The organism is Lysobacter enzymogenes, assembly GCF_900106525.1.
Lineage (GTDB): Bacteria > Pseudomonadota > Gammaproteobacteria > Xanthomonadales > Xanthomonadaceae > Lysobacter > Lysobacter enzymogenes.
This window is the reverse complement of sequence record NZ_FNOG01000007.1, coordinates 99,109-117,508: the sequence shown is the minus strand read 5'-3', so window position 1 is coordinate 117,508 and position 18,400 is coordinate 99,109. Positions and strand designations below refer to the sequence as shown.

Annotated in this window: 12 protein-coding genes and 1 pseudogene; 6 read left to right on the top strand and 7 right to left on the bottom strand. The window is 60.4% G+C overall.

Going from position 1 to position 18,400, the window contains the following annotated elements; all coding sequences use genetic code 11:
* The first annotated feature begins 59 nt into the window (after positions 1 to 59).
* A complete protein-coding gene (locus BLU84_RS17815; RefSeq protein WP_170849197.1) occupies positions 60 to 2,570 on the top strand; it encodes a S8 family peptidase in 2,511 nt (836 codons plus the stop codon).
* A gap of 79 nt (positions 2,571 to 2,649) precedes the next feature.
* Here the strand turns inward: BLU84_RS17815 and BLU84_RS17810 are convergent, their stop codons facing one another.
* Positions 2,650 to 3,345, bottom strand: coding sequence for a helix-turn-helix domain-containing protein (locus tag BLU84_RS17810; RefSeq protein WP_074870500.1), 696 nt, complete (start codon positions 3,343 to 3,345; stop codon positions 2,650 to 2,652).
* A 1,383-nt stretch (positions 3,346 to 4,728) separates the two neighbouring features.
* Between BLU84_RS17810 and BLU84_RS27555 the strand changes: the two genes are divergently transcribed.
* Positions 4,729 to 5,256: a hypothetical protein gene (locus BLU84_RS27555; RefSeq protein ID WP_074870498.1), complete on the top strand. Its 528-nt coding sequence runs from the start codon at positions 4,729 to 4,731 to the stop codon at positions 5,254 to 5,256.
* 95 nt (positions 5,257 to 5,351) lie between these two features.
* On the opposite strand, the gene BLU84_RS27825 is transcribed toward BLU84_RS27555, so the two are convergent.
* From BLU84_RS27825 to BLU84_RS17775, 6 genes and pseudogenes are all read right to left on the bottom strand, one after another.
* Positions 5,352 to 5,957 carry a hypothetical protein gene (locus BLU84_RS27825; RefSeq protein ID WP_233431181.1) on the bottom strand — a complete coding sequence of 202 codons (606 nt, stop codon included), beginning with the start codon at positions 5,955 to 5,957 and terminating at the stop codon, positions 5,352 to 5,354.
* A 9-nt stretch (positions 5,958 to 5,966) separates the two neighbouring features.
* Positions 5,967 to 6,344: pseudogene (locus BLU84_RS28795) on the bottom strand (TniQ family protein); the annotation flags it as partial.
* The gene (locus tag BLU84_RS17790) at positions 6,344 to 7,294 is read right to left on the bottom strand and encodes a TniB family NTP-binding protein (protein WP_170849196.1); all 951 of its coding nucleotides are present in this window, start codon (positions 7,292 to 7,294) and stop codon (positions 6,344 to 6,346) included. The pseudogene BLU84_RS28795 and the gene BLU84_RS17790, both read right to left, overlap by 1 nt.
* On the bottom strand, positions 7,287 to 7,838 hold the full coding sequence (locus BLU84_RS17785; protein ID WP_170849195.1) for a Mu transposase C-terminal domain-containing protein: 552 nt from the start codon (positions 7,836 to 7,838) through the stop codon (positions 7,287 to 7,289). The genes BLU84_RS17790 and BLU84_RS17785 overlap by 8 nt, the downstream gene beginning before the upstream one ends.
* A complete protein-coding gene (locus tag BLU84_RS17780) occupies positions 7,828 to 9,114 on the bottom strand; it encodes an integrase catalytic domain-containing protein (RefSeq protein ID WP_074870489.1) in 1,287 nt (428 codons plus the stop codon). Before BLU84_RS17780 ends, BLU84_RS17785 begins: the two co-directional genes overlap by 11 nt.
* Positions 9,104 to 9,499 carry a hypothetical protein gene (locus tag BLU84_RS17775; protein ID WP_139175086.1) on the bottom strand — a complete coding sequence of 132 codons (396 nt, stop codon included), beginning with the start codon at positions 9,497 to 9,499 and terminating at the stop codon, positions 9,104 to 9,106. Before BLU84_RS17775 ends, BLU84_RS17780 begins: the two co-directional genes overlap by 11 nt.
* Positions 9,500 to 10,238: 739 nt before the next feature.
* On the opposite strand from BLU84_RS17775, the gene BLU84_RS26655 reads away from it, so the two are divergent.
* From BLU84_RS26655 to BLU84_RS17755, 4 genes are all read left to right on the top strand, one after another.
* On the top strand, positions 10,239 to 11,225 hold the full coding sequence (locus BLU84_RS26655) for a hypothetical protein (protein WP_139175085.1): 987 nt from the start codon (positions 10,239 to 10,241) through the stop codon (positions 11,223 to 11,225).
* 863 nt (positions 11,226 to 12,088) lie between these two features.
* Positions 12,089 to 16,735 carry an RHS repeat-associated core domain-containing protein gene (locus BLU84_RS17765; RefSeq protein WP_074870486.1) on the top strand — a complete coding sequence of 1,549 codons (4,647 nt, stop codon included), beginning with the start codon at positions 12,089 to 12,091 and terminating at the stop codon, positions 16,733 to 16,735.
* 3 nt (positions 16,736 to 16,738) lie between these two features.
* Positions 16,739 to 16,999 carry a hypothetical protein gene (locus BLU84_RS17760; RefSeq protein ID WP_074870484.1) on the top strand — a complete coding sequence of 87 codons (261 nt, stop codon included), beginning with the start codon at positions 16,739 to 16,741 and terminating at the stop codon, positions 16,997 to 16,999.
* A gap of 240 nt (positions 17,000 to 17,239) precedes the next feature.
* Complete coding sequence (locus tag BLU84_RS17755; RefSeq protein ID WP_139175084.1) at positions 17,240 to 18,382, top strand: hypothetical protein; 1,143 nt, start codon at positions 17,240 to 17,242, stop codon at positions 18,380 to 18,382.
* The last annotated feature ends 18 nt before the right edge of the window (positions 18,383 to 18,400 follow it).

The following is an 18,400-nucleotide window of genomic DNA, read 5'->3' as shown; positions in this document are numbered from 1 at the left end:
TTCCGAGCCGGGCGAAAGCAGAACGAAGCAAGTTGGGAGGGGGCGCCGGAGGGGTGAATGTGCCGGGCATTGACCGGCAGCGCGCTCGCATCGCTCCGCAACTCGCCACCCTGCAACAGGCCTTTGAGGCCAAACGCATCCAGCTCCAGCAAACCGCCCCTCTGGAAAACCCAGAGTTGGTCCTTGTGTTGGAGGTGGTCGGCTCTGTAGCCGATTTCGCTAGAGCGGTCAGACTCGTGCCAGGACTCGAATGGTTGTTCGAGTTGGCGGAAGATCAGATCGCGCAGGATGAAGATTTCTACTCCGAGGAAGAGAACAAGCGAGCGGAGTTGCTTTCCGGCCGCCTCTATTTGCTCGGGAGCAATCAAGAAGCATTGGCCCAGTTGATTGGCCTATGGAATCGCTACCAGCAGGATCCCGCCGGTAAGTTTGATCGCGGCCTCGCTCCGTTCAAGCGCGTCTTTGCACATCTGCGAACTATTCGCCCATGGGATGTAAACGACCGCGTTGGAACCGATGTTCGCATCTACTGGCAGGATCAAGTCGGAAGCGGCCAAGATGTTTCTCGCTTTGAAATCGAGGCTTGGCATTTCACCGCGGCAACCAAGAACACGTCTGCTCGCGCTGAAATTGAGGCATTGGTCCGTCAACTTGGAGGACGAGTACTCAGCAGCGCGCTGATCAGCGACATCGCTTACCACGGTTTGCTTGTCGAACTGCCAACTGAGGCGATCGAGAGGGTTCTAGCAGGGGAAGTGCCAGCGCTTCTTCTCTCGGACCGCATCATGTTCTTCCGCCCCAAAGGTCAGTCCATGACGGACGGCCTTATGGAACAAGAGACATCCGCTATCGAGGATGACCGCCCCGCATCGGAGCGCCCGCCAGTCATTGCATTGTTCGACGGCCTCCCACTAAGCAATCACGCACTTCTGGCAGATCGCCTCATCATAGACGACCCGGATGGGTGGGAAGCTGGGTACGAGGCCAAAGATCGCATGCATGGCACTGCGATGGCGTCTCTGATTCTGCACGGGGAATTAGACGGCGGCCACGCCTCGCTGGAAAGAAAGCTCTATGTCCGTCCCATCATGCGTCCAGATCCAAACGATGGCTTTCATCAGCGGCGCCGGGAGCAGACACCAAATGACGTACTACTGATCGATCTCATCCATCGTGCGGTCAAACGAATTTTCGAGGGCGATGCAGGTCAGCCGCCCACTGCTCCCACCGTCAGAGTCATCAACCTATCGTTGGGCGACAGCCATCGTATCTTCGGTCGCGAAATGTCCCCATGGGCGCGATTGCTTGACTGGCTTTCTCATCGTTACTCCGTGCTATTCATCGTAAGCGCCGGCAACGATCCATCGCCTTTAAAGTTGGAAACGCCGAGAGGCTCACTTGCCGACATGACGCCGATGGCTCGCGAGACCCTGGCGTTCGCTGCGCTGATTCGCGCAAATGCCGACCGCCGCCTGATGGCACCCGCCGAGTCCATCAATGCGCTTACGGTAGGAGCGCTGCACGCGGACGATTCTCCCAATATCGCGATTCCCAATCGTTTCGACTTGTTTGCCCAGAGAGGGCTTAGTCCGCTGTCGCGTGTCGGCCATGGCTATCGGCGCGCCATCAAGCCCGACGTCCTCATGCCAGGCGGGCGAGTCCTGCATATGGAGCAATTCATAGGAGTCCCGCAAGAGACCGTTGTGGAGCTCGCCATGTTGAGTGCCAAACCGGGGCACCGAACGGCAACTCCTGCGCTGCCTGAGGCAGGCGGCATGTCTGAGACAACCTATTGTCGAGGCACCAGCAACGCTGCCGCCTTAACCAGCCGAGCGGCCGCCCAAACCTACGACATGCTCGAGGCCTTACGTGCTCAGCTTCAGAACGGCCCCGGCCTTGAATATGACGCTGTACTGCTGAAAGCCTTGCTGGTTCACGGCGCGTCCTGGGGCGACCTATCGACGCGGTTGCTCGACAGTCGTCCCGACCTTCATGCGATTACCGACACCAATCGTCGGCGCATCGCTCAAAAGGATTTTGTTACGCGATGGCTGGGCCACGGCCCGCTTGATGTCGAGCGGGCGATTACCTGTACGGAGCAGCGAGCAACGTTATTGGGATTTGGCGAGCTGGCGGCAGAAGAGGCGCTCTTGTTTTCGGCGCCCCTGCCACCTGGTTTAGCAGGTACGCGCGCGTGGCGTCGCGTCACCATCACGCTGGCTTGGATGTCCCCCGTCAATCCCAAGCACCATGCGTACCGGCGCGCCAAACTCTGGATTTCCGAGCCCGGCGCGGAGCTGCGCGTGAAGCGTACAAATAGCGTCGATGACAAAGCCGCTCGGCGCGGAACGGTACAGCACGAAATTCTTGAGGGCGAAGATGCCGTCGCCTATGTCGATGGCGATCGCTTTGTTTGCAAGGTGAACTGTGCCGCGGATGCCGGCATCTTGGAGGGGAAAGTACGCTTTGCCTTGTGCGTATCCTTAGAGGTCGCAGTCGATTCTGGGATTCGCGTGTATCAAGAAATTAGCGAGCGCATCGCGCCGCCAGTAGGCATCAGACCTGCGTGACCGAAATGCACCTGAGCTGAAGCTACAGATGGCATCACAACCGATAACATCTATCTACGGGAGCGCCGCGCTTTCTGCTTTAGAACCGAATCCCGCCGGATCTTGGCGTTGCGAATTGCTCAGGCTCTTTGCCGAGCGGAAAGCCAACAATGTACAACAGGTTGACAGGCGCCGGATTTTCGCCCGGAACACCACCCCATTTCACTTGCATCTTCCGTTCTGCGTAACGCAATGACACGCCAAGCGCTTTCAGCGCTTCGATATGGATTTGCATCTCGTCGTAAATTTCAAATTTCTGAGTTTCGCTGTACACGTCAGCGCAATCTCGATATTCCCGAAAGAAATCCACCATCGCCGCGAAAACTTCGTCTGCCTCGCGGGTCAGCACGAAAGCTGGCACCGACAAATCCATCGCGCAGCTTTCTGCCAGCTTAGCTAACTGCTTGCCCGTGGCAAGGGGGAGCGCCGTTAAGGTGACGTGCTCCCGGTCGAACTGATCTTTTTCCGCCTTGATCCCTTCTTCCGTCGGAATGGTGAATGGCTTGTTGAGCGCGTCGATGTCCTCAAATCCAAATGCGCCGGCAAGCGCTCTGCGGGTGTCAAAGCTGGCTGACAATCCTTGCTCGACCCGCTGGATCGTTCGCACGTTGAGGCCGGAGATCGCGGCCAACTGCTCCTGTGACCATTGCCGCGTCTCGCGAAATAACTTGATACACACGGCCAGCTCGGCAGGCGTCAGCACACGCACTTGCTGAGCGTTCGTAGAGGCGTCCATTTCGTTCTCCGTTGTCTTCACTGTGGCGAAGTATGGGGAGCCTTAAGCATGGGCAACACGACAAGAGCCCGACAGCAAGCCGACAGAGCACCACAGTCATCGTGGACGCTGCGGCCCGACGACGGAGCTTCGGGGTGATTCGGCCTCACTCGCCCCGGCGGCATATTCTATGCGCCGTGCATAATTCGACCAAGATATGCAAAGTACGAATCACCAAGCTGCGGTCAACTCTCTACAAAAAATCCTTACGTCTCGGCACCGATGGTGACGGCCTAATTGCCTTGTCAACATGCGGCTTAGCTCGATCGTCGCGCCATTCCATGGCGTGTTCTATGCAGCGCGCATAAAAGAAAGCTGCTGCGGCATTGCGCGCGTTTAGCCGGCAGTCCGCGATGCCAGCTCTTCGTCGATGAGGTCCTGAAGTCGCGGGTCGGTGCGATCGGGCTGCCCAACAACCACTGCTCCGTTTAGCGAAATCGGCCTTCGAGCCACGGACCGCAGGCGGGCCCCGGCATCGGCGCTGCCAAATACATCAGCGAAGTAGCGATCGTATGCCGCACTGATTGCATCCAGGGCGACCTGCTGATCAAGCGGGCGGCGAGGCTCTGACATAAGTCCACTATAACGGCTTCGGCCCACTTGGGGCGCCGTCGCTATCTTTTCTTGATCTGTCTCAATCAGCTGCAGGATCTACTAACCACGAGGATGATTGTGACCTCCCGAACTCGACGCGCGCCAACGTGAGTCATGTTGACTCGTCTACACGCGGCGCCGCTCAATGTCCGCGCGGTCCGGCGGCATGTTTTATGCAGCGTGCATAAAGAAAGATATCACGGCACTCAGCTTTCGCTTTCCCCGCTCCTTGCGAACAGGATGTGCGAACCTCGTTCCGCAGAACGGCTGACGATTGCCCACAAGAACCTGCGCGATTCAGAGCCGTCTGGGCTGCCCGAATGGGATCTCAGAACGGTGGCGCTTGCTCGATCATCCACGCGTCGCTACTGTACGCGCCCATGAACCACCACTACTGCCTCGATCCTCGAATGCCGGCGTGATCGCAACGATCGATCACACCCCTGTGGCTCATGTTGGTCAGAGCGCCGGCCTTATACCCATGTGAGAGCACGCGCCAGATAAGCGCGTCCACGTCTGTTCGATTCCGACCAGGGGCACCATCGTCTGCGGCCCACACCGGCTGGCGTTACGCCCGCGGCGAGCACGTCCCGCCGTAACGCCATGGATGGGCAGCGCGATCGAGCCACTCCGCGAGGCCCCCCGAACCCCGAGTTCGTTGCACCCGTTCGATCTCGTCGGCAAAGCACGTGGGGCCATCTCTTGATCGTGAAGCCACTACACCGCTTAGTGAAAGCCCAGGGAACTGCGATGAAGCACGCCGACTTTGCCATCGGGACCGAGTTTGAAACCTGCACGGGCCAGCGTTGGCGCTGCACAGACGTCGGTCAGCGTTCGATTGCGGCGATCGAGCTGCGACCAGAACTGCATCCGGCATGGTTCTGGGGTCCGCCCTATCCAGTACCGGAAGTGACCTTCGACGAGCTGGACATCGCCGCTGCGTTCCATAGCCACGAAGACGCCGTCCAAGAGGCGCAGGCAGAAGCCGAGCACGCCCCCCATCCAGGCTACCCCCATGCGGTAGCCCACACGATGATGAAGGCGCGGTGCTCCGACGATACACGCCGCTATCCGCAGCCTCGACTGCTCCGTATCGATCGCGTCGACGACGCCGGCGAAATCTACCATCCCTACGCCGTGGAACTCACCAACGAGGGCTGGCGCGTCCTTCTCTATGCGCCGTTCACTGAGACATTCAGCGTCCTAGCGGAAACGGACTTTGTCCTCATGCGTCCGGCCTCATCATGGGACTTCGAGGCGCGCAGGCACATGGACTGACAAATTCCTTGGCAACGTAAGCGACGCTGCACTTAGGCATGCTGATGAAACAACAAGCTTTCGGTGCTGCCGCATCGCACTGCCGATCCAGGCGACTATTTTCCACCGTGAGCTCTCCGGTCGACGTTGCCCGCGCCATCAAGGCTATAGCCCAGCTTTGGCACCTGCCCCCACCAGAGACCGCCTGCGCCATGATCGCCCTGCGGCGTCAAAGCCTGAGCGGTGAACACGAAGTAGCTTCGGCGCCATCCCAAGTCCCATGCGCGACGCAGTGCGCTGTTGAGGCACGAGCCTCGGACGCGCTCCGGGTACTCGACATATGGGTCGAACCAAGCACTGTAAGCTCCGTCGATCGTGACCGGACGGGCACGGCTGACCATCTGTTGCCGCCAGAACTTCATCGTCGAGATGATCATCTCGTGCCCCAACCCCCGCAGTCTTACGGATGGGTTGTCATCGGGCAGGATGAGCAATTCGTCTTCTGATTGCTTCTCCATGAGGCGCTGGAACGCGTCCAAGCAATCCAATGCGGCTGAAACCCGAGAGTGGGCGTCCGCGGCGCGAACATCCATAAGCTCATTGAGCTTTCGCTGATGCTCCTGGAAGAACGAAGGCGCTGAGCTCGCCTCGCCCGATTTCTGGATCCATGCTCGCGGCAACCGACGCATCCCCCCAGAACTGACGTCCAGCCAGTTAAACAAGGGGACTCGATGCTTCCAACAGCTCGTCACCAGCACGGGCACCCAATCAAGGCGAAAGTAAGGCGTCCTCCCCTGCGCCAGATCTTCCTCGAAGCAGCGAACACAATAGGAGGTGCGATGAGACGACCCGAGGACCCAGTGATGAAAGCCACGGTGGCCATCCACAGGTGAGCGCCAATTCGGCACAGCGTCGCCTATGCACGATTGGATGAGCGGATGGGGGCGAAGGTCTAAATCGTAAGTCCGATCCGAAGATCCAGCGGGTCGACCAAGGTCCGCCAACAACGCCATCAGCGGCGTACCATAGAACTGCGCCGCCCGCCCTATAACCGAGGATAAACTTTCGCCCTCGTAAGGCGGATCCACCCGTAACGTGAGCCCGCCCATCACGGCTTCCCCTGCGGACGAATCGCACAACGCGCCGGGCGCATGTGCGCGGTCTCCAGCCGCGACATCGTTACGGATTGCTCCCCCGCACACAAGGCCTCCAGCGCTGCGTTCTGGAGGCGGGTGACGGTCCTACCCAACGTCCCACCGCCTACCTTGGCCATATGCTTGACGACCTCTTCTCGACCCAAGTGAGAGGGCTCAGAAAACGGAAGAAAGCGCTCGTAGGTCGCCAGAAAGTTGGCAAGGGTGCTGTCGGCTTTCCAGCGGGGCAAGACGTATTCAGTGAAGCGGGCCTCTAGATGCGGGTCACTTGCCAAGCCCTGAAAAGCCTTGTCGGTGCCAAAGCCCAGCACATGCATCTGGAGCTCGTTCATCAGGAATTTGATGCCCTCCAACGCCCGCTGCTGCTCGCGCTCGTTACCGAGCATGATGTCCTGCACTTCGTCTAGCACCAGAAGGCGGCACCCCACACTGCGCAGCAGCCGGCTGACCAACGTTTCCCGGTCGCTCACCCTGTGGGAGATCCGTGCCGGGCTTCCCAGGCTTTCCAGGATGCGGCCATAGACGGTACGTGCATCTCGAGCGCCCGACATACTGATCTCCACCACGAACGGGCGATCAAGATTGCAGCGGTGGTTGTACTGACGATTGATGATGTGGGCGAGCGTTGTCTTACCGTTGCCGCGTTCGGAGCTCACAACGATCCCACGCGCTCGGGTTTGCCTGGGCTCGTAGATCAGCCACTCGGCCTGGCCCTTCACCGAATCGAACGCGGGGTACCGAACGAGTCGGTCCTGCAGCACGTGCTGGATACGCGCCTCCAAGGGCGCCTCCAAGAGGGCCTGAGTTGTCGGCTCCAAACGGCCTGAAGCCGACACGCTCGGGCTGCGATTGCCATTCGGTTGCGAATCGTCATCGCGAAAGGTTCTTGCGTCGAAGTTATTCATAGGTATCGATCTCGTAAATGCGAATAGAGGTGATGTCACCCACCGGTTCGAGTTCGGGTTCGGTGACGATGTGAACTGCGGTGTCCACGGGCAGCGAGCGTTCCGCCGTAGGGGTCGACACGCTACGGAATCGATCCCCCGCGGCCTCTGTGGCTCGCCTGCGGCGGACGCGCCTTGAGGCCTTGAGCTCCGCAACGCGCTCGTCATTTCGGCGCATGCTGGCGTGCCTTCTGGCGACTCGCTCCGGGTCTTTTCCGAGACTGTCTTCGTAGCGGCGTCGGGACTGCCACTCGGCCAGTGAAATCGCCGGCACGCCTAGTGTCGTCACCGAGCAGCGAACGAGCACGCCACCCGGTGTGCGGACGTAGACGAAGGTGATGTCCCTGGGGTCGTAGGTGACCAGCACCTTCTTGCGTTGACCCACCCAAGGCGACAGAGCGTCCGACCAGTACTGCAGGTTGTTTATCTCCACGCCGGTTCGCGTGAGCACCCGATAGTCGCCTGGGAGGAAGGCTGCCAGGAATTCCAACGGATCAAACCCCACCCTCGCCCTCCATGGCGCGCTTCCACGCAGCTTCCGGAGGGATACGAAGCGTGCGATGCGGCAATAGGTGGTAGCGCCCCAGCAGTTGCTCCACAAACCATGAGCGCGCTTGGCTCAGAGTTAGTGCGGCGTGCTTGACGCTGTCGTAGTCGCGCCGTGCCTTGACCGAGTTCTTGGTCGTTCCCGGTAGCAAATGACACTGCCCCACCATCGTCCCGATCAAGCGTTCAATGGTTCCTCCGTAATGCGGACTTCCAACAGGACGATACGTAAGCAAGATCCCGTACTGTTCGCAGCCACGTCGAAACGCCGTCGAGACGAAGTCCTTGCCATTGTCGACGACGATCTCTTTTGGAATCCCGTGCATGCCCCAGTCCAGCGGCACGCCGAACTCAGCCGCTGGCGACTTTGGCAGTACGGCATGAGTCAGGCACAACGCGACCGACAGAATCGATGGCACTTCAAAGCCGATTTGGATGCCGAGGATGCAACGGGTGTAAACGTCAATTGCGATGGACAGCCACGGCCGGCCAACGTAGTCGCAGCACCGATCGTCTGAACGCACCATTACATCCAGCGGCGTGTGATCGATCTCGACGCGCTCTAGGGGCCCGCTGACCTCGACATGCCCCGGCATAGGTTGGTACTGGTAGCGAGCAGCCTTCGCACCAATGCGCTTTCGTTGCGATTCACGACTCCGGTAATCGTCGAGCCGGGAAGAAACTGTTTTAAACGATGGGGGCTTGATCACCCGTCGCTCGCACTCCATCACAATGCGCTCGTGTAGCGCGGTCCTCGTCCATCGCTCGGGCTGGAGAAAATGCGTTTCGATCATCTCGGTGATCACGCGCTCGACTTCCGCGGGCAGCACCTTGGCCCCAGTTTTGCGACCAGCGGCCAGGGAGACCAAGCCGCTGATGGTCTCGTGCTGTCGGAAATCGCGAATCAAGCGCCACAGATGCCGTTCAGACAGACCCAGCTTGGAAGCTGCCGTTTTCACATCACCGCGTGTCGGCGCCCCGCTAGCTATTAGCGTGCGGATTGCGTCCGCTCGGCCCGCGGCCTTTTGCCAGTCTTCATTGGAGATGCGTGAGAGCGTCGAACCCGCGAGGATGTCTTTGGCTGGGGCAATCGCAATCACTTCGTTGCGGCCGACGGTGGCGACTCCCAGCTCACCAAAGTCGATGAGCACGGTGTCGTGACCAGGCATCTCCAGTACCGAGCCTTGGATCGCCTGGTAGAGAACCTGCTGCCCGACCCTGAGTTCAGAAGCCATAGAGGCACTCCTCCGTCTCATCGGCGAGGAGGTCCCAATCGGTGATCAATGCCACCGCATGACCCGTGGCCTGGCGCACTACATTGAACTGGCGTTGCAGCGTGTCCTCCACCTCGATCGCGCGACGCTGGGGCTTTACCTCGACGTAGGTAAGCGCCTCGAACCCCAGCACTTTCAACGCAATCGGCACCTCAGACAGTTGCACGAGAAGATCGGGGGTATAGCGATGAGCACGGCCGTCGTGCCGGTAAAAAATCGTCACCGGCTGAGACTTGATCGACACCAGTTGTGGGTACCGCGCCAACACCGAAATGACGCGGCACTCTAGATAAGACTCGAATGGGGTCGCGGGATGTCCCTCCCGAACGGGATGCCAGCCACGCATATGCGTGCTCCGGGACAAGGGAATGCGTCGGTAGTCGGGAACGACCCCTTCGATCTCATAGGAAATGGTGGTAGGCACGGCCAGGCGGCCGCGCAAATCAGATATGCAACACATGAGATACCTCAATCCTTGGATCTGAATGGATTGAGGCCCTGGCGCAGCGTAGTCCCTGGCCGAACACCACACTCGCCTCCCTTGACGCCAGGGGACGGGCATGGGAGGCTAAAGGAGTCGAGATAGGCAAGTTCGACGGCTGCACCGAAAGACGAGATACAAAGGACCCAAGCGTTGGCGCGCTTGGGTTTTCTCGTTTCTGGGGCCTCAGCAGGGTAATGCGAGCATGCTTAGCTCATGGATCCTCCTTTGACTTGCGAATGCGCGTCGACCTGCGCCAGCCAGCGGGCCACATCGCCCGCATGAGCGAATCGCCCCCGCCGACCGGCAATTTTGAAGACCGGGAACCCCACAACCTGTCTACGAACCGCGAGGCGTAATGCCTCCGAGTTGGGGTACCCCGCGACCCGCACCAGGTCTGCCCCCCGGATTAATGGTCCGTATCGACCCAGCAGCAGTTGCTCGTAATGGGAGACCAGCTCGCCCAGAGCCGGGCCCTCTGTGCTCGTATGTTCTTGATCGGCCATGCAGAGACCGTACAAGGCAGGTCCTGACTTGCATACGGTGAAACGGCTATCGTTGAAATACCGAACTCGGTACTTTGCCGCCCCTCAGAATACCGTTGATGTCACCAGCCTCTGAGACCCGTCCCAGCCCGGCCCTGGCCCAGCACCGCCTGTCTCTGCTTCGCGGGGCAGCCTGCTATGCGGAGTTAGCCCTACTTGCCGGAACGTGGACGACCACGGGCATCGAGGCCAGTCTTGATGGCAAGGGGGTTGGCACTCAGCGAGGCGCCACCAGCGGAGAGGGAACGCGGAAGTACGCACGCTACTTGTTAGGCGCCATTCCGAGCGAGAAGACAATCAATGCCATCTCGAAAAAGCATGGGAATACAGCACTGCGTTTCTGGACAGTTCATCCCATCGGGCAATTACTCACCGACGGCGACATAAGTGTGGATACTGTGTTGCGCTTGCTGGAAATGCTACCTGCTGGAATAGCACGAAGTCGCGTCTGGGATGAGTCTCCCGAAGCGCTTGCGCGAAGTTCGTTTCGACGCGAAGTGCCTGACGACACCGACACCATCGATTCCCTTGCAGATCTACGCACAACAGATGCGTTCCTCGCTCTGCTTGGGCGCCACCGACTTCGTCGCCTGATGGGCCAAACCGAATTCGACGATGTCTACGAGTTCGCACTCATGGGGTGCTTTGCCGCGGTAGTAGGCAGCTGTCCGCACCTATGTCTCGCGAAGCATGTTCTAGTCCCCGCCTTTGCCGATTATCTCGAGTGGCCTTTTGGCGATAGCCCGACGCAGCGCCCTATCGCCGATCTCGACGATGGAAGTCGGGCAGAGTACTGGGATGATGTCGCACATCAAATTGATAGAGCACGCATGGAAGCGGAGCTCCGTGGCATTTCTATGCCTTCAAAAAAATACATCGAAGACCTCAAGCACGTTCGCCCCCGACGTCAACACACCAGGCCCGTCACTAGTTGCAGCCTGGCCGCGCCCTTCCGCCTCACCGAGGCTCAAGAAAAACTCTACGATTCGTTACAAACATCAGACCTGACTTCGATGAAGGACTTTGATGCTGGACCGACTGACTGAGTCAGCGCAGCCGACGAGATGACAGCCGCACCGGCGCTGGAACGCACAAGAGTAAGGCAGGGTGCTAATGTGAAGCACGAGCCCGTTCGGAACCCATCCGGTGCCGAGACCCGATGAGACTGGCGATTTTAGGTAATTCGTTAAGCCGGGTGGTGTCGTCTTTATCTACGCGTCAGACATCCCTCCCAGGCACTTTCAGTGGGTTCTGGGACGCGCAAGGTCGGCCTAGCCTGACTACTGGGCTCCGCGTCAACGGGATGGGATTTTCACAAAGAAAAACACTTGCGTCGCAGATCAATGCCCTTGATCTGGCCAAGATACCCAAGCAACTTCCCCGCCAAAGACACCAATGAGCGGAGTCCAGAAGTAAACGCCAGAGAAGGCATATGTGACACTCTGGCTTCCGCTAAATACTTTCGATGAAGCGTTGGGCTCGGCAGGCTTATCGCCTTGGACACGACCGCGAGCCACCAAAACGGATCCCACATGGAGTGATGCAAATGGACTTGTCGATACCCCGCTGTCAGTCCGAGCCCCGCGCCTGCCTTGACCGGGTGGCCCGTCATCTTGGGCGCTAAGCGTGCCTCAATTAGCCTTAACGCTCCAGGCCGCACGCAGGGTGACTTGCCCTGCTTGCTGTTCCGCACAAGCCGGGGTTGCAAGGTTTTTTGCCATCACGCATCGCGTGACTGAACCGCGCCGCTGGAATCGGATTGCGCTGTGAACCTCTCACCCACAACGCACCGGTAATGGGCACCTGATTGCCCTCTCACAAGGAGACTGTGATGTCGAGTAGAAATGGAGCTTCACCCACTCACCGCGCCAGAACAATTCGCTTAGCCAGCCTAACGCTGGCCGTTGGCGTGGCGCTCTCCACCAACGCGATGGCGCAAGAGGAAAGCGGCAACGCGTGGAAAGTGCTCGAGCCCACCGGCTTGAACACCCCCTACAACACCCAGCAAGAAGCGCTGAGCGCCGTCAACGCTCACAACCAGCCTTTTCCAGGGATATGGGAGCAAGTCACCAAGGTCAAGGACCGCCAAATCGACACCAACGGCAACATCACGTTGTCGTATTGGATGGGCAAAGAACAGCCGGCCGATCCCAACTGGTCCTACTACCCCAATGGCGACACCTCCCAAACCCAGCTCACCGAACAAGCCTCTTACGATCTGATGCTCGCGGAGCTGCAGACCACGAACCCCGAGTGCCCGGGAGGCGCAACGCTGACGCCGGCTTCTGGTTGGCAGGTGCATATCCCCGGCTACGAAGGCCGCTTCGAACGCAAGGATTTCCACTCCACGGTTTTGAGTGGCTCCAACACAGAAGAAGATCCTTGCGTCAGCAGCGACTACGTAGATCTCTCCATCCTCCGGTCGCGCCGAATACAGTGCCCGCTCCAAGGCACCGAGTGGAAGGACGAACACAACGCCTGCGTCAACACCGACTTCATCGCGAAAATCACGGGTAAGGGCTCGGAATGCGACAAGGGTGTGTCGTCCACCGTGGGCAACCCGTGCAACGTTAAAACCGGTGAGAAGTATGAAACCGAGACGGATCTCGCCCTCGGCTGGCTGACGTTCTCGCGCTACTACCATTCGGGCGTCGCCAGCGCCTCCGGCGGTTTCGGGTCTGGCTGGACCCACTCCCACAGCATGCGGTTGACCCTCACCGGCGGCACCGTGGCCTTGATCGATGGTAGCGGCTATCAGGTCCGCTTCCGCCAGGACGGCGCCGCTTACTGGGCCACCGACGACAGCGGTGAGCGGTTGATCCAGAGTGGAGCGCAATGGGTGCTCTACCGCGCGTCCGGTGTCGTGACCTTCGACTCCGAAGGCCGGATGGTCGGTCAACAAGCCGAAGACGGCACCGGCCTGACCTACGCCTACGACAGCGCCGGCCGACTGGACACCATCACCCACTCGACCGGGCGCTCGCTCAAGGTGGCTTACAACGGCACCGGCAGCGACGCGACCATCGCCTCGTTGACCTCCGCCGGCGTCGCGCTGGTTACTTACGGCTACGGCCCCAAGGGTCAAGTCGCGTCGGCCACCTACCCGAACAGCGGCACACGGGTCTACCACTACGAGGACACGCGCTACCCCGTGCACCTCACCGGCATCACCGCGGAAGACAACGTGCGCTTCAGCACGTTCGCCTACGACACGAAGGGCCGCGTTATCTCCAGCCAGCACGCCGGTGGCGCCGAAGGCGTGACGTTGTCGTACACCGCGGCCGGCGGCGCCACCGTCACCGACGCGTTGGGGCACCCCACAACCTACGGCTTGACCACCGCCGTCACGAACGGCCCGCCCCGCAAGGTCGGCGACGTCAACGACATCCGCGGCACGGTGAAGCACAGCTACAACGACGAAGCCACCGACTTCCGTCGCCGACTCAACCTGGTCGAGGACCGTCGCGGCAACAAGACCCAGCACAGTTACGCCGAGGCTAACGACCCGGTCACCGGCCAGTTGGCCCGCACCCACACCACGCAAGAAGCGCTGGGCACGCCCCAAGAACGGGTCACCCTGGAACGACGCGACGTCGCCAGCAACCGCCTCATCTTCGGCAAGTTGGGTAACCGCGAAACGCGCGTTACCCGTAACGCGCGCTTCCAGCCGATCACGGTGTCGGTCAAGGACACGGCGACCGCGGAAACGCGCACAACGACCTACGCTTACTGCGAGGCCGCGGACGTCTCAGCTGCCAACAGCACGTGCCCCACCCTCGGCCTGCTCAAGAGCATCGACGGCCCGCGGTCGGACGTGAACGATTTGGTGACCTTCAGTTACTACGGCACCGACGACGCCAACTGCGCCACCAACCCCACTGTCTGCCTCCATCGCAAGGGCGACCTGTGGAAGGTCACCGACGCGCTGGGACGCTCCGTGGAGACTCTCGGCTACGACGCCTTGGGTCGGCCCTTGTCGAGGCTCGACCTCAACGGCGTCGCCACCGACACCAGTTACCACCTTCGTGGCTGGGTGTTGTCCACCAAGGTGCGCGGCCCGAACAACGCCACCGAAACCGACGACCGGGTGACGCTGTTCGATTACTGGCCCACCGGCCTGGTCAAGAAGGTGACGCTACCGGACGGTTCGTTCAGCACCTACACCTACGACGCCGCCCAACGTTTGACTGACGTGACCGACAATGGCGGCGACACGGTCCATTACACGCTCGACAACGCAGGCAACCGCAAGCAAGAGGACACCAAGGCTCCGGGAGGTGCCCTCAAGCAGACGCTGTCGCGCGTCTATAACACCCTGGGGCAGCTGCAGGCTGACAAGAACGCCGGCGGGCACGCCACGACCTACGGCTACGACGCCGAGAACAACGTGGCGAGCGTCACCAACGCGCTGTCGCGGCAGATCACCCAGGCTTACGATCCGCTCAACCGCTTGAGCCAAACGCTGGAAGATGTCGGAGGCATCGCTGCCCAAACGGACTACACCTACAACGTGTTCGACCAAGTCACGCAGGTGACCGACCCCAAGCGTCTGAACACGAGCTACGTCTACAACGCTTTCGGCGAGCGCAAGCAGGTGACCAGCCCGGACACCGGCAACGCGACCTACACGTTCGACGCGGCCGGCAACCTCAAGACGGCCACCGATGCGCGCAACGTCACCGGCACGCGCAGCTACGACGTCTTGAACCGGGTGACCGCGGTCACCTACCCCGACAGCGCGTTGAACGTGTCCTTCACCTACGACGCCGTACCCACCGTGTGCACGAGCGGGGAGCAGTTCGGCCAGGGCCGCCGGTCGACCATGACCGACAGCAGCGGTAGCACGGCGTATTGCTACGACCGATTCGGCCAGCTCGCGCGCAAGGTGCAGACCACCAACGGGGTCAGCCTGACCGTGCGCTACGCCTACAACGTGGCCGGTCAACTCACCGCGCTCACCTATCCCGACGGTTCGGTGGTGGATTACACCCGCGACACCCGTGGCCGTGTCGCCAGCGTCGGAGTAACGCCCCCGGGCGGCACGCGCGAACTGTTGCTTACGGTCAGCGGCTACAACCCGTTCGGCCCCGCGACCGGCTGGACTTACGGGAACGGTCGGGTGCTCGCCCGCACCTACGACCTGAACTACGCCGTTCAGTCCCTGCGCGATAACGCCGTGGGTGGCCTCGATCTCGGCTTCGCCCGCAACGAATTGCTGCAGGTGGCGGCCCTGCACAACGCGGCCTTTGCCCTACCGGCCAAGCTCAAGTTCGATTACGACTCGCTTAGCCGGCTCACCAAGTTCCGCGACGGCGACACCAGCACGGTCCTGGAGGCTTACGACTACGACGCCACCGGCAACCGCACGCTGTTCACCAACAACGGCGGAGCCCAGACCTACGGCTACCCGGCCGGCAGCCATCGCCTCGCCGCCGTCGGCGGCGTCGCCCGCGGCTACGACGCGGCCGGCAACACGACGTCGATCGACGGGGTGACCAAAGAGTTCGTCTACGGCGCCCATGGGCGGCTCACGCAGGTGAAACAAGCCGGCGTGCCGACCATGAACTACGCCTACAACGGCGCGGGCGAGCGGGTGCGGCGCTACGTTGGCAGCACGAACACCTACACGGTATATGACGAAGCCGGCCAGTGGCTGGGCGACTACGGCGCCACGGGCGCAGCCATCCAGCAAGCCATTTGGCTCGTGGACCAGCCCGTGGGTGTGCAGGTCGGTCCGGCCGCGTCGGTCGGGCGTTTGCATTACGTGCAGCCCGACCACCTGGGCACGCCTCGGTCGGTGATCGACCCGGTGCGCAACGTGGCCGTTTGGACATGGGATCTGGCCAGCGAGGTCTTCGGCAACAGCACCCCGAACCAGGATCCCGACCTGGACGCCGTGCCCTTCGTGTTCGACATGCGGTTCCCGGGCCAGCGGTTCGACGCCGCCAGCGGGTTGAACTACAACTACTTCCGCGACTACGAGCCGGGGACGGGACGGTATGCGCAAAGCGACCCGATCGGCTTGGATGGGGGCATCAGCACTTACGTGTACGTGGGCGGAAGCCCTTTGTCGGGCACAGATCCCCTGGGCCTTCAGCCGCCGCCTCCGCCGCCCCCGCCGGGTGGCGCGTTGGCCGCGTCAGGGGCGACCTGGGCGTTGAGCCGCCCACCGGTCGGCCCCATGTCTTCAGCCGTCCAAGGGCAAGCAACCGGCGATCCCATTTACGATGCGACCCTGCCGGGCAGCTCAGCGGCTTGCCGGCTACCCGACGTCATCACACCGATGTTCGAGTGGTTTTCCACCCCAGGGTGGCTGGCGAAGGTCGTCGTCGCGGCTGCAAACAAGCCCGCGGCGAACGATGACGACTACGACGATGACGATGACGACGACGGTTGCTTCCAGCTTTTGGAGGACCTCTTTACGCAGCACAACGGCATCATGTCGCTGCAGCGGCAGGGGCACGACGTCAGGATGATGATTGCCGGATACAGGCTCAGCGTGATCAAGGCCTGCAAGATTTGTCCGAGAATATGCGCCCACATACCGAGGTTTTGATCGATGAGCGACTTGCAAAAACGCATCTATGAGGCAATGGGAACGGTCGCCGATCTACTGATCGAGCGGCTGCAGGAGCCCTTCGATGACCGCAGCCCACGCGATGGCCGGGAAGACACCCTGGAGGCGTCCAGGAAGGCACTGGAGCTCATCGAGGTGTTGACCGAACACGCCACTGAGCCGGCGACCGTCGAAGGCGTCACCTTGTTATCGAAGAAGGTCGAACTGCGACTTGCACTCATGGAAAAAATGCAAAAACTTTAGTTGCCATCCAGAAGAGCAAAAAGAACAGGCGTCTCTGAGGCGCCTGTTCTTTTGTCATCATGCGGAAAGTCCGGCGGTAGCACGATCAGTGCACTCGCATCTTCACCGTACATGGTCCCCATAACCGATCACCTGAAATAATCACGATCGCAGGAAAGGAAGTCGGCGCGTCGGAAGCGCCGAATCCTCCCTGGCAAGGCTGGTGGCACAGGTCTCATTTTTCCCCACATAGATGAGCACATGATCACTGAGTTCGGAAAAGTCTCGTGCTGCAAAGCCTACAGGCTCGGCACGGACGTACCGCGCCTCGACTTCGCTCGTGTGAGTCGAAACATGCTGATGGGGCGGCAGACGCAATTGACGCTGGATACGAATATCGTAATCGGCATGGTTAAGTGCTGTGATCCCGGCGTGCCCGCGGATGACCGGACTCTGAGACGACAGGGGCTATTGGAGTTCGTTGAATTTCTGCGCGGCTGCCACGAGCTTGGCCTCGCGTACTACATCAGCCCCTACTTTGCCCTGATGGAAATACCAGCTCGCGAAGTAGCGGCGGCAGCTAGCGCTATTGACGCCTTTCCCTCGAAGTTCGGTCTGAGCTGGATTGACGATGCGCACAGCTCTACTCCCGACCTGTCCCGTACCGGGCGTCGCGTGCGGGAGGATAGATACGCAGGACAATACGAGGATGAGCGAAAATTTATGGCGCAGTACTACGGCGGGCTGTTGTTGCTGCTTCTGGTCGCTCGAGATTACGCCACCGCAACGCCCTATGCACAGTTTGCCACGTTCTTGCGCTTGTCCCGGGCATACCTAAATATTGTTTCGTCACGATTGGTGCAGATCGCCAGATTCGTGCTTGCGCCGCCCCCACAGGAAGGTGAAGAGATTTACGGTTTGTGGAGGGACATCGTCATAAATTTCACACAGCGCGAAAAGCCAATGCAGCGCTATCCATCGAGCTTTCATCAGATGGACAAGGCGGCCCTGAATGGGTCACATGACCTCATGGTTCTGGATGCAGCACTTGTTGCGGAAAATCGAGGACTAGCAGGCATAGGCGTCGACCCCTGGCTCGTGACAGGAGACAGGAAGCTGGCGTCGATGCTTCGCGTCATCCATCACGTCGGCGTGTTCAAAGGACAAGCCGGAATGATCCTGGCCACGGATGAGATGGCGCATCACGGCGAGTATTGGTCGAGGACAGAAAAGGCAATTGCACGGCGAAAAGTTCGACTAAATCCCAACACCGACATCGATCGAATCGAGAAACAAGCCTTGACAATCAGAGCTTTTGCTGAGAACGACATCCGCCGTGCCATTGACTTCCCCGCATTCGGAGGCACCCAAATACTAACGTCGGGAGGCGGGCGAGCTGAGTAAGCATCCTCTAATGCGCAC

Excerpts from the sequence above, each read along its gene's own strand:
- BLU84_RS17810 (WP_074870500.1), bottom strand. The coding sequence starts at position 3,345 with ATGGACGCCTCTACGAACGCTCAGCAAGTGCGTGTGCTGACGCCTGCC.
- BLU84_RS17775 (WP_139175086.1), bottom strand. The coding sequence starts at position 9,499 with ATGCGTGGCTGGCATCCCGTTCGGGAGGGACATCCCGCGACCCCATTC.
- BLU84_RS26655 (WP_139175085.1), top strand. The coding sequence starts at position 10,239 with ATGTCACCAGCCTCTGAGACCCGTCCCAGCCCGGCCCTGGCCCAGCAC.
- BLU84_RS17780 (WP_074870489.1), bottom strand. The coding sequence starts at position 9,114 with ATGGCTTCTGAACTCAGGGTCGGGCAGCAGGTTCTCTACCAGGCGATC.
- BLU84_RS27555 (WP_074870498.1), top strand. The coding sequence starts at position 4,729 with ATGAAGCACGCCGACTTTGCCATCGGGACCGAGTTTGAAACCTGCACG.
- BLU84_RS17760 (WP_074870484.1), top strand. The coding sequence starts at position 16,739 with ATGAGCGACTTGCAAAAACGCATCTATGAGGCAATGGGAACGGTCGCC.
- BLU84_RS17755 (WP_139175084.1), top strand. The coding sequence starts at position 17,240 with ATGATCACTGAGTTCGGAAAAGTCTCGTGCTGCAAAGCCTACAGGCTC.
- BLU84_RS17790 (WP_170849196.1), bottom strand. The coding sequence starts at position 7,294 with ATGAATAACTTCGACGCAAGAACCTTTCGCGATGACGATTCGCAACCG.